Source organism: Vibrio sp. OPT20 (assembly GCF_963889365.1).
In the GTDB taxonomy this organism is placed as follows: domain Bacteria; phylum Pseudomonadota; class Gammaproteobacteria; order Enterobacterales; family Vibrionaceae; genus Vibrio; species Vibrio splendidus.
The window spans coordinates 328,550-342,474 of the sequence record NZ_CAWPOA010000058.1; the positions used below are offsets into that span (position 1 = coordinate 328,550).

Below are 13,925 nucleotides of genomic sequence, written 5' to 3' on the forward strand. Positions count from 1 at the left end.
GGAGCTTGTGATCTTAGTCACTCCAAGTTTTTGTTCGAAGTCAGAACATGAGAGTCAGATCACTAACCCTATGTCGGTACGCCCCCTACGCCCTCCCATCTACTCCTAGTTTGTCGCGTTAGCGGGAGGATGTTTAGTTAATGGTGACCATGCACGATATGTCACAGATGAATTAGAACTATTAAAAGCGAGATTTCTGAAATGAAACCAACTCAGCAAAAAACTTTCGATAAAGTGTCGTTCCAAGAAAGCGTTAAGAAGCATTTATCTGCAACCTACGCAACAACGATTGAAAACGCAGATAGCCGCGCATGGTACCTAGCAATGGGGCGTGCGCTAGCAGAACTCACAACATTTGATCTGTTAGAAACTGAAAATGATGAAAAAATTAAGAACGCGAAGAGCGTTAACTACCTTTCATTAGAATTTTTGATTGGTCGTTTAACCGGTAATAACCTGATCAGCATGGGTCTGTATGAACAGATCACTCATGCAATGGAAGAGCTAGGTCAAAACCTAACTGATCTTCTAGAAGAAGAACGCGACCCATCACTAGGTAATGGTGGTCTTGGTCGTCTAGCCGCTTGTTTCATGGATTCTTGTGCCGCTCAAGAATATCCAACAGTGGGCTACGGTCTTCACTATGAATACGGTCTATTCAAACAGTCTTTCCAAGACGGTCGTCAACAAGAAGCACCTGACGCATGGCGTGGTGTTGAGGGTTACCCATGGGAAGTGGCTCGTCCAGAATTAGCACAACACATTGGTTTTTATGGTCATGTAGAAGTTGAATACATCGACGGTAAAGAAGTTCGTACTTGGGTTCCAGGTATGGAAGTAAAAGCAATGCCTTGGGATCTACCTATCGTAGGTTACGAGTCAAACACGGTTTACCCGCTGCGTCTTTGGGAATGTCAGGCAATTGCACCATTCTCACTAGCGAGCTTCAACAACGGTGACTACTTCGAAGCGCAACACTCGCTAATCGATGCAGGTAACATCACTAAAGTACTTTACCCGAACGACAACCACGAGAAAGGTAAGACACTGCGTCTAATGCAGCAGTACTTCCACTCAGCAGCGTCTGTTCGCGATATTCTACGTCGTCACGAAGCAGCAGGTTTCTCTCTAGAAGATCTGCCTAAGCAAGAAACGATTCAACTGAACGATACGCACCCAACTATCGCTATCCCTGAATTGATGCGCATCCTGATCGATGAAAAAGGTTTAACTTGGGACCAAGCTTGGGAAATCAGTGCTCATACGTTCGCATACACGAACCACACACTACTTCCAGAAGCATTAGAGACTTGGTCTGAATCTTTGATCAAACGTCTTCTTCCACGTCACATGGAAATCATTTTTGAAATCAACCACCGCTTCATGCAAGAAGTTCGCAAGATGTGGCCTGGTGACGGTGAGAAGCAAGCGAAGCTTTCTATCATCCAAGAAGGTTTCCACCGCATGGTTCGCATGGCAAACCTATGTGTGATTGGCTCTTACAAAGTAAACGGTGTAGCTGCGCTTCACTCTCAACTGGTTAAGAAAGACTTGTTCCCAGAGTTCAACGAAATCTTCCCTGGCAAACTGACTAACGTAACGAACGGCATCACGCCACGTCGTTGGTTGAAGTTCTGTAACCCAGGCCTATCTACGCTAATTACTGGCAAGATCGGCACTGAGTGGCCAGCAAAACTAGAGCAGCTTGAAGGCATCGCTAAGTTTGCAACAGACGCGAAATTCCAAAAAGAATTCATGGCTGTTAAGAAAGAAAACAAACAGCGCCTTGCTGATTGGGTTCAAGAGAACATGGGTATCGAGCTAGATACGAACGCTATCTTCGACGTGCAAATCAAGCGTCTACACGAATACAAGCGTCAGCACCTAGATTTGCTACACATTCTATCTCTGTACCACCGTATTCTTAACGAACCTGGTTTCGAGTGTGAGCCACGCGTATGTTTCTTCGCAGCGAAAGCAGCACCGGGTTACCACCTAGCGAAAGAGATCATCTTCGCGGTTAACAAGATTGCAGAGAAGATCAACAACGACCCTCGCATTGGCAACAAACTGAAAGTGGTATTCATCCCTGATTACCGTGTAAGCATGGCTGAAATCATTATTCCTGCGGCAGACGTTTCTCAGCAAATCTCACTGGCTGGTAAAGAAGCATCGGGTACGGGCAACATGAAGATGGCGCTAAACGGCGCGCTAACTATCGGTACGATGGATGGTGCAAACGTTGAAATTCGTGAAGAAGTTGGCGATGAAAACATCTACATCTTTGGCCTAGACGTTGATGGTGTAGTGGCATTGCAAGCTCAGGGTTACAACCCATACGATTACTACAACGCAGACCCACTGCTGAAAGCATCTCTAGACCTACTGACTGGCGATGAGTTCTCTCCAGGTCAACCAGGCCTTCTACGTGCAACGTTTGATAGCCTACTAGACGGTGGCGACCCGTACCTATGTCTTGCTGATTTCGCATCTTATGTGAAAGCACATGAAGACATGGGCAAGCAGTACAAAGACCAAGCAGGTTGGGCTAAGAAAGCAATTCTTAACACAGCATTGGTTGGTAAGTTCACATCAGACCGCTCAATCCGCGACTACGTGAACAACATCTGGAAACTTGAAGCGGTTAACCGTTAATACTTCCAAAGTAGCCAAGGCAGTTTCTGCCTTGGCTCAATTAGCTTGTGAGCAAACGAAAGGCTTAAAGGTTTGTCGTTTATAAACAAGCTGCTTACAAACCGATTGTCACAAGCTAATTGATTAGTAAAAAATTAAATTAACAACCCTACAAAATAGAAAGCGTCAGAACGTTTTCGGAGAGAGCGATGAAAGAACAGACCGTATTAAAACAAGTCGCAGAAATGGCAAACATTGCCGACAGTTACGTTAGTGCGTGGGGCGATGAAGCACAAGTATCAGAAGAGACGATTACGTCTCTATTGGCTTCATTGGGCTACGATACAAGCAGCGATGATGCACTGCTTAAATCTGCAGAAAGAAAACACAAAAAAGATGTACTAGACCCAGTTCTTGTCTTGCGTGACGGTGAGCCAGTAGAAGTGGCGCTTAATCTAGGTGTAAGTGCTCGTGAAAGTGAGTTCAGCTGGCGCTTAGAAACCGAGCAAGGAGAGGTACTTGAAGGCTATCTTCAATCTCAAGTCGTTCGTGACGAGCGTGCCGAGGGTGGCCCTTTAGTGTTTGCATTGCCAAGTGATTTGGCATGGGGTTATCACAAGCTGATTGTGAGTCGTAAGCGCCGTAAGAAGCCTTACGAGATGACATTGATCATTACGCCAAAAGCGTGTTTCAAGCAGTCACCAATCGAGCAAGGCAAAAAGCTTTGGGGACCAAGTGTTCAACTGTACACACTAAGAACTCAGCACAACTGGGGTATTGGTGATTTTGGTGACCTTAAACAGCTTGTTGCTGATATCGCTTCTCGTGGTGGTGATTTTGTTGGCCTAAACCCAATTCACTCATTGTTCCCAGCGAACCCAGAAGGCGCGAGCCCATACAGCCCGTCGTCACGTCGTTGGTTGAACATCTTATACATTGATGTGAGCTCAGTACCTGAATTCGCATTAAGTGCTGAAGCACAACAAACGGTAGGCAGCGCTGAATTCCAACAGCGTCTACAAAAAGCTCGTGAAGCGCACTGGGTAAACTACACCGAAGTGTCTGAGCTTAAGATGAACATCTTGCCTATGTTATTCGCAGAATTTAAGACTCGTCATCTAGACAAGAACAGCGATCGTGCACAAGCGTTCTTAGCGTTTGTAGAAGAGGGCGGTGAAAGCCTGATGCATCAAGCGGCGTTTGATGCTCTGCACGGTGAGTTACATGCTGAAGATTCAGGTATGTGGGGCTGGCCTGTATTCCCTGAGAAATACCGCACATTCGAAAGCCCAGCGACACAGAAATACATTAAAGAGAACCTAGAGAATGTTCATCTTTACATGTACCTGCAGTGGTTAGCGGATTGCCAAATCAACGATGCACAGTCTCTTGCTGAAGAGAAAGGCATGGCCGTTGGTTTGTACCGTGACCTAGCTGTTGGTGTTGCGGATTCAGGCAGCGAAACTTGGGCCGATGAAGGCAATCTAGTGATGGATGCGAGCATCGGTGCTCCACCGGATGTGCTTGGTCCTCTAGGTCAAAACTGGGGTTTACCACCGCTTAATCCTGAAGTGCTTCAAGAAACGAGCTACGACGCATACATCAAGCTACTCCGTGCCAATATGAAGCACTGTGGTGCACTTCGTATTGACCACGTATTAGGCCTACTGCGTTTGTGGTGGATTCCAAAAGGTGAAAACGCAACCAAGGGTGCGTACATCTATTACCCAGTACAAGACATGCTGTCAATTCTGGCGCTTGAATCTCACCGTTACCAATGTAGCGTTATCGGTGAAGACTTAGGTACGGTGCCGGATGAAATCGTCGATATCCTAGCGGACGCGGGCGTGCATTCTTACAAAGTATTCTTCTTCGAAACATCAGAAGATGACGGTGGCTTTATCTCACCGAAACATTATGCACCACAATCGATGGCGGCACTTTGTACTCATGATATGCCAACGCTTCGCGGCTTCTGGCATTGTGATGACTTGAAAATGGGTCAAGAGATTGGTTTATACCCAGATGCAGAACAGCTAGAAACCTTGTTCGACGACCGTCTGGAGTGCAAACAAGGTATCTTAGATTCTGTGGCATGGCATGGCTTCTTACCTGAAGGTGTTGGTCGTGATGCAAGCCAAGTACCGATGGACTCTTATCTTGCTGAAGCACTTCAACTGCACGTTGCGGCTGGTGGTTCGACACTGCTTAGTGTTCAACTGGAAGATTGGTTAGAGATGGACAAGCCAGTAAACATCCCTGGCACTGTTGATGAATACCCTAACTGGCGTCGTAAACTATCAATGAACTTGGACGAAATATTTGCTCACGAAGGGGTAAATCGTATCGCTTCTAAGCTGACTGACGTTCGAGAAAAAGCAGCTAAGTAATGATGTTGAGTGGCTTGAAAATAGGTGGTTTTTTGCTTACGCCGTACGAAACTACAACCTCGGTCACTCAATAATGAATGCTCATCTGGTAGAATAAACCGTCGTTATATTGCCCGCACTAATAGCGGGCATTTTTGTATTATATTTTTTGGATGTTTGGTTAGGGAGAAGCGTTTTGGAACTAAGTTCGATTTCAAAGCAAAAACAAATATATACCCAACTATCACAGGCTTGTTTCACTGACCCATTTGCGTTTTTAGGGCCATACCTACCTTCTGAGCAAGGTGCATTACGTGTGTGGATTCCTGGGGCAAATAAAGTCGAGTTGATTATTGGAAAGGAACCTCGTATCGAGTTAGCGCGAGAGGGTGAAAGTGGCTTCATTCTTAAGCAAGAGAGAGATTTACGTTTTACTCACTACAAGCTCGCGGTTGATTGGGCTGGAGTCGAGCAGATCATCGATGATCCATACCAGTACCACGATCTGTACGCGAGTTATGAAGATCTCCATACACCTAAAGATATGTATCACCACATGGGGGCTCAGTTTATTACGCTAGAGCGTGATGGACAGACGATTTCAGGTACGCGTTTCTTGGTGTATGCACCGCATGCAACAGCGGCAAGCTTAGTGGGTAACTTCAACGCTTGGGATGGTCGTCGTCATCCAATGCAACGTTTAGATTATGGCATGTGGGGCCTATTCATTCCTGAACTGGAAGAAGGCGCTCAATACAAGTTTGAATTAAAAGGACCTGATGGTGAAGGCTTACCACACAAAGCTGACCCATGGGGTTTTTACTCTGAGCAATACCCTTCATTTTCTTCTGTGACTTACGATCACGCTCGTTACGAGTGGCAAGATACTCAGTGGCAGAATCGCCCAGTAACGCAAAAGCGTAAAGAAGCACTTTCGTTCTATGAACTGCACGCTGGTTCTTGGAAGCGTAACGCTGAAGGGGAATTCTTAAACTACCGTGAACTTGCTGCTGAATTGATCCCATATTTAACGGACTTGGGTTACACGCATGTAGAGTTGATGCCGGTTTCAGAGCATCCGTTTTACGGTTCTTGGGGCTATCAGCCAATAGGCTTGTTCGCACCAACGAGTCGTTTTGGGTCTCCTGATGACTTCAAATTCTTCGTCGATCAATGTCACCAAGCTGGTTTAGGTGTTGTTCTGGATTGGGTTCCAGCGCACTTCCCTAGTGATGATCACGGCTTAGCCAATTTTGATGGAACACCTTTGTTCCATGATCCAGATCCACGTCGTGGTTGGCACCAAGATTGGAACTCGTACATTTACGATTTAGGTAAAGAGCATGTGCGTCGTTTCTTGGTTGCAAACGCACTGTACTGGTTTGAACAATTCCATATCGACGGCATTCGTGTTGATGCGGTTGCTTCGATGTTGTACCTCGATTATTCGCGTAGCCATGATCAATGGATTCCGAACGCAGACGGCGGCAACGAAAACTACGATGCTATCGCAACCCTTAAGTGGATGAACGAAGAAGTGTACAAGCACTTCCCGAATGCGATGACGATTGCTGAAGAATCGACGGCTTTCCCTGGTGTTTCAGCCCCAACCTTTATGGGTGGTTTAGGCTTCGGATTTAAGTGGAACATGGGTTGGATGCACGATAGTTTGTCTTACATCCAAGAAGATCCAATCAATCGTAAATATCACCACGATACAATTACCTTCCCATTGGTTTATGCACACAGTGAGAACTATGTATTGTCTCTATCTCACGATGAGGTGGTTTATGGCAAAGGATCTATCCACGAAAAAATGCCTGGTGATGAGTGGCAGCAAACGGCAAATCTACGTGCTTACATGGGTTACATGTACGCGCAGCCGGGTAAGAAGCTGAACTTCATGGGTGCTGAATTTGGTCAGACGGCGGAATGGAACCACGATGATCAACTGCAATGGTTCTTGCTAGATTATGAACGTCATCAAGGTGTTCAGCGCTTAACGAAAGATTTGAACAATCTTTACCGTTCTGAAGCTGCAATGCATGATCTTGATTTCGACCCGAAAGGTTTTGAATGGCGTCTACAGGATTCAGCTGAAGCGAGTATCTTAGCTCATGAGCGTATCAGTGAATCAGGCGAGCGTGTATTGGTGGTTTCTAACTTTACCCCCGTTCCTCATGAGCACTTCCGCTTAGGTGTTCCAGCACAAGGTCAGTACTCTTTGTTATTGAATACAGACTCTGCGGATTATGCAGGCAGTGGCTTTGAAGTGAAGCCGGTTGCTGAGGTTGAATCAGTAGAAAGCGAAGGTTTAGACACATCGATTGAGCTGCGTTTACCACCGTTATCGACCGTTTTTTACAAGCTAAATTAGGTCTATAAGTTGAAGTAAGCGATAACTAAAAAGAAAATGGGAGCCGAAAGGCTCCCATTTTTGTATTTATAACGTTTGGTCTAATGCTGCTTGAAGTTCGTGAGATAGAACATTGAACGTCCTACGACAGTCTCAAGGATTCGAACGGAATCAAGCCCAAAGCTATTAAACATTATCTCGCGGAATTGACCATCTGAACTGATGTTAAACTGTTCAGGGCTCTTGACCTGGGAGGCATGGAAAAACATCAATTTGATCACGAATCGAAATTGATCATTATCTAGAGCGTTTTGCCAAGATTGAATGAATACTTCTTCCGATGAGAACTCTAGATTCTCTATAACAATTGATAGCATGTGTTGGTGTAACGCTGATCGGATAGCGCGGGTCGATGGATAATAGCCCTGAAGCGTCGTCAAACTAATGCCAATTTCTTGAGCAATCCTTGCATAAGTTAGTGCTTCATGTCCTTCAGCCAGAAAAAGGTTTAGTACGATCTCATCGTAGTGCTTTTGATTTTCTAGTTTCTGTACTTGAGTAATTCGAGCCATTACAAATCTCTATTGAGTGTAACATTCTGTAAACGTGTATATTAAGAGTTTCTAAATTAGATTTCAAACCAAAGACGTAAGTAAACGGTCAGTTTATCGTCAAAAATAGTCAGTATTGAGTTATTGGTTCAATTGTTAATCAGATCTTGGCACACATAAAAACACCGCCCTATTGAGCGGTGTGTAGTTTTAAGTCGTTGTTTGTATGTGGTAAATGAAAACTTAGAATGGATACCAAAACAATTCAGGTTCAAGAATGCGTTTCGCTATGGCCAACACCACAATAAAAGCAATGACACTCAAACAAACAAAGTCGATACGTTTCAAAGGCGCATAGCTATACCAAGTGCGTGCCTTGTGTCGGCCAAAGCCTCGTAACGTCATTGCGTTAGAGATCTCGTCTGCGCGGTCTAAGCTAGAGAAAATGAGCGGTCCTAGAACCTTAGCCACGTTTTTGATTCGAGTTATTAGGGGCGCTTTCTTCGAGAGTTCTACACCACGAGCTTGCTGAGCATGCATGATATTGATGAAGTCCTTCTTAACTTCTGGCAAGTAACGCAGCGTTAAGCTTACCGCATAGGCGATCTTGTACGGAACGCCGATACGGTTGAGGCTCGCGGCAAACTCAGTCGGGTGCGTAGTGAATACGAATATTAACGCTATCGGGAACATACTCATGTACTTGAGCGTAACCGTGACTAAGTAAAACAGAGTCTCTTGGCTCAACGAGTAGTTACCCGGTAATGTCAGTAATACAGTTTCGCTACCGATGAGCTCAGTGCCTTGCTGCGGAGCAAGCAGGAACATGAATAAAGCATTTAGACTTAAGACACTCGCCGTACCTAATAACAAAGGCTTATACACGCGTATAGGCACATTGGTGAGCTTTAATAGGTATAAACCAGTCATAATAAGCAGCGTAATCAATCTCAGGTCAAACGTAGTCAATACCACGGTTACCCAAGCTAAGAAGAGCGCAAATTTGGTGATGCCATTGAGAGCATGAAGCGGTGATTTGGTATCAATGTAGTTGATGCCGAATTTTACTTTTGATGCGTTCATAGAGAACTTCTCTCGTAGTCGATGAAGTACTGCATAAACGCATTGGTATCGTCGATTTTCATCATAGTCGCGAGTTCATAAATACTGGTGGTACAGAGGTTTGCACGTTCTAGAAGCGATGGCTGACTAAACACTTCTGTCATGGCGGCATTGGCAATAAGCTTGCTGTCTGCGATTACGATTGAACGTGTGGTGTACTCTAGAACGAGATGCATGTCGTGTGAGATGATCACCACAGTAATACCCAAATCACGGTTAAGCTTTTGGATGAATGCCAGCATGGATGTGTAGTTACGGTAGTCTTGACCTGCTGTCGGCTCATCCAAGATAAGAAGCTCAGGTTCCAGCACTAAGATAGAAGCGATGGTTACACGTTTTTTCTGACCGTAGCTTAAAGCTTCGATAGGCCAGTGACGGAACTTACTCAGCCCACACAGCTCAAGAACATGCTCTACTTTTTCTGTAATCAGCTCTTCTGCAATATTGCGGTTACGAAGACCAAAAGCAATCTCGTCAAAAATCATATGATGCGAAATCATATGATTTGGGTTCTGCATTACCACACCGACCTTTTGGCTTCTTTCGAAGATAGAAAGCTCAGATAAGTCTTCACCATTTAGATAGGAAGAGCCTGAATCGGCATCGATCACACCCATGATGAGTTTGGTGATGGTAGATTTACCCGAACCGTTCTTGCCCAGAATCGAAACAAACTCGCCTTTGCCAATCTTGAAGCTCACATCTTCGAGTGCGTTCTTCTCGCCGTCGTAAGAATAAGTCAGACCATGAACTTCGAGTAAAGGTTGATACTGCTTTTCTGCAGCTGGGGCAGGGCGATCAGCAAACCAAGCTTGAACTGCTGGGCGGAACCTTTTGTAATCCAAAGCTTTGAGGTTTGACAGCTTATCTTCGCAGGTTAGTGGGGCTTTCGCCGCTTTAAGCGCGGATAAGTAAAGAGGCTCACGAATACCGTGCGTATCAAGTAACTTAGACGCTAAAATTTCATCGGGAGTCATATCCGCGACGATTTCACCGCGCTCCATTAAGATCACACGATCGATATCACGATGTAGGACATCCTCGAGGCGGTGCTCGATAATCACGATGGTTTTGTTGGTTTCTTTATGCAGTTGGTCGATGATCTCAATCGTTGCCTTGCCTGTCTTAGGGTCAAGACTTGCTAAAGGCTCATCAAACAGCAAGATATCAACGTCATCAACTAAGATGCCTGCTAGCGATACTCTCTGCTTTTGACCACCTGAAAGATCGTGTGGCGAGCGCTCAAGCATGTCCGCTAGGTCAACCATTTTTGCAGTCGACTTAACTAACGGGTACATGTCAATGTTCGACATCAACTGATTTTCGAGTGCGAAAGCAATATCTTCACCGATACTCAAACCCACAAACTGGCTGTCAGTATCTTGCAGTACTGTGCCGACTTGTTCGGTATAATCGTGCATCGAAAATTCAGAGATATTCTTGCCGTTGATCTCTAAAGAGCCAGTTACCTCACCTTTAATTGCATGAGGTATTAGGCCATTGAGACATTGACCTAGGGTAGATTTACCACTGCCACTTGGTCCAATAATGACGATTTTCTCTCCTTTCTCTATCCTTAGATTGATATTTTTTAGCGTCGGTTTATCCAGCGACTCATATCTAAAAGAGAAGTTCGAAAATGCTATAGTCATTATCGCTTATGCCTCAGTCAGGTTGCGGCTTTGTCTGTTGCGTTTAGCGACTGATTTTAGGATCAGGAAGCCCACAACAGCGATCAGAACGGTGTTACCCGCTGCGATGATAGACAGTTGAGTGAAGACTTTAGTAAACGGTTCTGCGTATAGGATAGTGTCTAGGAACGCGGAACAGCCGTAGCCTACAACGTTACCTGCAAGGGCAAGTACCACGAACAATACAAAATCTTTCATTGGCAGTTCGCCTTGTTGAAGACGGTTCTTAGTCATCATAGGGAACAAGCCGATAACCATGCCTACGATACCTGAGCCTAGTACCCAAGTTAACCATACGCCCCAACCAGCAAATAAATCTGTTACCCAGTGACCAATAAAGCCAACCAAGAAGCCAACGATAGGGCCGAACAAAACAGAAAATAGTGCTAAGACTGCCATTGCTGGTTTCAATGTCGTGTTCGCAAACACTGGGACACCAAACATAGGTAAACCACCAATGCCGTACAGTGCCGCGCCAATGGCGATAACGACCACTGTTTTAGCTGAAAAGTTCATAGGTAACCTCGAATACTGAAAGATAAAGCATGATAAAGAACGAATATTCGCCATTATTAATATGTGTCTCAATGAGAACGTTTTTTGGGCAAATATAAAAAATAAGGCGCGCATTATACAGTAGAACCCTTCCATAAGGGAAGGTAAGTGTCTAGATGTCTAAAATTCCATCTGAACACCTAAATATCGTGTAAAAAGCGCAATTTTACGGTTAATCAAGCAACAAAAAAGCCAGAACGGGTCTGGCTTTTTCATTCGTTTTAACAATGTGTTAAGTGGGTTCGTCGCATATCTACGACCATTTAGTGGTCTAGGTATAGTTAGTGGTCTAGATATAGATAGTTTTGCCAACTCTTCATGCGAATAAGGACCTTACGCATGATCGATACGTGCGTAAAGCTGTCAGAATAAACAGCAACTTCAACCGCAGTACCCATAGGTAAATGGTAGTCAGACAGGTCATCAGTGATGGTCATTTTAGCAAATACACGTCCATTAGTACGAAGTGCATTGGTACCAATAAGTGTCCCGCGCGCTTGAATTTGACTCTCACCAATAGCTGGGATTATTTCATCAATGCGTCCTTTGAAAATCTTGCCTGGTAGTGCTCTGAATAAAAATTCAGCTTCGAAACCAGGATGCAGTCGTTGCAATGAGTTTTGTCTGAATGCTGCGATGTAGTATTTTTCTTCCGTATGGACAAATGTCATGACAGGAGCAAGAGGTAGCGGTACAGCCATTACGCCTGGACGCAGTGCTAGTTGTGTAACATATCCATCCGTTGGTGCTCTCACGACCGTTTGGTCAAGGTTGAATTGAGCCTTACGTAAGTCTGCAAGTAATCCTGCCACTGCGGTGTTCTCGCCACCAATTTCAGAATTTAGAGCAATCTGAGCTTGTTGTTGACTTGCTTCTGCTACTTTTACTGCAGCTTCCGATGCCTTGTAAGCTTGTCTACGAGTATCCAATTGTTGTTCGGTGAACGCACCACTTTCAAAGCCACGCTTATAACGAGAAAACTCGCGTTGCGCTTTGTCTCTTTCTGCAATCGCTTTGATTTTAGCAGCTTCAGCTTCAGCAACTTGAGATTCAAGCCCAAGTGCTCCTTGGCTTGCTTCTTTTACTTTCGCTTCGAGCTTAGCGACTTCTGCTTCAAAAGGGATAGGGTCAATTTTAAAGAGGATGTCTCCTTTCTTTAAAGGAGAATTCGCCTCAACAGGAACCTCAATGACTTTACCTCTAACGCCTGAAACAATTGGAGTCGTTGAGTAAACTTGGTTGCCAAGTTGTGTGAAAGGATGGTTGTAGTTCATTAATAGGATCAATGTTCCTACGATGACCACACCACCGAGCACTGCGGTAGGCACTGTCCATTTGTTTAGTGGGATATTAAATACTTTGAAAATAGTGATACAAAGTGCCGCGTAGGTCATTATCAGTAGTAAATCCATTACTTAGCCTCCTGATCTTGAACGTTGTTTGACTCTTTTTCTGTGCTGCTTTGTTTAGTATTTGTTTGTTTGAGCTGTGCGATCTCTTCTTGAAGGGTGCTAACTTGATCGATTAAAACATCCACTCGGTGATGAATATCGTGCTGCTCTTCTTCGAGTTTTTCGAAGCCCCAGCCTCGGTCTTTGCGCCATAATGTTGCCCAAATCCATAGAAAGGGCCAAATTGTGTGCAAAGTGAATAGGCTAACCCAGCCTGAGACGTGAATTGCGTCTTGGTGAGGATGATTACGTTCTTTGGCTATTTCATAAGGGATATCGTGAATAACGATGATGCCGTAAAAGATGACTAGAGCAACGAAAATGAGTAAGCCGAGTGCAAAGTAGTCTAAAAACATAACAGATCCTTGTAATGTTAGATGTTAGTTATAAATATAGTACGCTATCATCCAAGTAATTGTTATAAAAATGATTTACTGAGTTAGGAATAATGAGTGTTCGCTTCTAACGTGAGCGAAACCATTGACGAATCTTATAAAATCTCATCGCGTTTGAAGAGGCTATTTCGGCTTTCTGGTTGGTATTTTAGCTGAAATGATGACAGCTACGATTCTAAATGACGTGCACAACCACAAAGGATAAACACGGATGTATATAGGTGAATTGGCGGCTATTGGTGCTGCGATTGTGTGGGCGTGTGCGACATGGATTTATGGGCAATTTGGACATCGCTTCTCTGCGATGCAATTGAACATTGTTAAGGGTGTGGTGGCGTCAGGGATGATGTTACTGGTAATGCCTCTTATCCCGATGCCGGAGTTTGAACTGAGTACCAACCATTTTCTGATATTGGCAATTTCAGGTGTGATTGGCATTGCGATTGGAGACAGCGCCTATTTTGCGGCGTTGAAAAGAATCGGTGCCAATAAGACGCTGTTACTGGAATCTTTAGCACCACCTCTTTCTGGTGTGCTGGCACTCATGTTCCTTGGCGCTGTATTGACAGTACAAAGTTGGCTCGGTGTCGTGATTACAACACTAGCGGTGACCTTCGTTGTCTTCCAGCCATCAAAATCGGCGAGCGGTGAATCGAATGACAAAGCACAGTGGGGTGGCATTGGTTACGGGCTTGTGGCGAGTGTTTGTCAGGCATCTGGTGTGGTTATTTCTCATTACGCGTTAGTGGCGGGTGATATCCCACCATTATTAGGTGCACTGATTCGTCTCACGATAGGTGT

At 44.7% G+C, this 13,925-nt stretch carries 10 protein-coding genes; 4 read left to right on the plus strand and 6 right to left on the minus strand.

Annotated features, from left to right (window positions below; genetic code table 11):
- Window positions 1-201: 201 nt before the first annotated feature.
- From AACR09_RS13565 to glgB, 3 genes are all read left to right on the plus strand, one after another.
- On the plus strand, window positions 202-2,655 hold the full coding sequence (locus AACR09_RS13565) for a glycogen/starch/alpha-glucan phosphorylase (RefSeq protein ID WP_017081831.1): 2,454 nt from the start codon (window positions 202-204) through the stop codon (window positions 2,653-2,655).
- 188 nt (window positions 2,656-2,843) lie between these two features.
- Window positions 2,844-5,024 (plus strand): 4-alpha-glucanotransferase, encoded by a 2,181-nt coding sequence (gene malQ, locus AACR09_RS13570; RefSeq protein WP_017090326.1) that lies wholly within the window; start codon window positions 2,844-2,846, stop codon window positions 5,022-5,024.
- Between the two features lie 175 nt (window positions 5,025-5,199).
- Window positions 5,200-7,380: a 1,4-alpha-glucan branching protein GlgB gene (gene glgB / locus AACR09_RS13575; protein ID WP_193835180.1), complete on the plus strand. Its 2,181-nt coding sequence runs from the start codon at window positions 5,200-5,202 to the stop codon at window positions 7,378-7,380.
- A gap of 80 nt (window positions 7,381-7,460) precedes the next feature.
- Here glgB and AACR09_RS13580 read toward each other — a convergent pair whose 3' ends face one another.
- The 6 genes from AACR09_RS13580 to AACR09_RS13605 form a co-directional block, all read right to left on the minus strand.
- A complete protein-coding gene (locus AACR09_RS13580; protein WP_017072409.1) occupies window positions 7,461-7,931 on the minus strand; it encodes a TetR/AcrR family transcriptional regulator in 471 nt (156 codons plus the stop codon).
- 222 nt (window positions 7,932-8,153) lie between these two features.
- Window positions 8,154-8,993 (minus strand): energy-coupling factor transporter transmembrane component T family protein, encoded by an 840-nt coding sequence (locus AACR09_RS13585; protein ID WP_017086560.1) that lies wholly within the window; start codon window positions 8,991-8,993, stop codon window positions 8,154-8,156.
- Window positions 8,990-10,684 carry an ABC transporter ATP-binding protein gene (locus AACR09_RS13590; RefSeq protein WP_102494533.1) on the minus strand — a complete coding sequence of 565 codons (1,695 nt, stop codon included), beginning with the start codon at window positions 10,682-10,684 and terminating at the stop codon, window positions 8,990-8,992. The genes AACR09_RS13585 and AACR09_RS13590 overlap by 4 nt, the downstream gene beginning before the upstream one ends.
- Window positions 10,685-10,690: 6 nt before the next feature.
- Window positions 10,691-11,239, minus strand: a complete 549-nt coding sequence (locus AACR09_RS13595; protein WP_065682253.1) for an ECF-type riboflavin transporter substrate-binding protein — start codon at window positions 11,237-11,239, stop codon at window positions 10,691-10,693.
- A gap of 320 nt (window positions 11,240-11,559) precedes the next feature.
- Entirely contained in the window at window positions 11,560-12,690 is a 1,131-nt protein-coding gene (locus AACR09_RS13600; RefSeq protein ID WP_017061874.1) for an HlyD family secretion protein, read from the minus strand.
- Window positions 12,690-13,085 carry a DUF3302 domain-containing protein gene (locus AACR09_RS13605; protein ID WP_193835181.1) on the minus strand — a complete coding sequence of 132 codons (396 nt, stop codon included), beginning with the start codon at window positions 13,083-13,085 and terminating at the stop codon, window positions 12,690-12,692. The genes AACR09_RS13600 and AACR09_RS13605 overlap by 1 nt, the downstream gene beginning before the upstream one ends.
- 250 nt (window positions 13,086-13,335) lie before the next feature.
- Here AACR09_RS13605 and AACR09_RS13610 point away from each other — a divergent pair.
- The coding region (locus AACR09_RS13610) for a DMT family transporter (RefSeq protein WP_228010578.1) at window positions 13,336-13,925 on the plus strand (590 nt) is incomplete at its 3' end.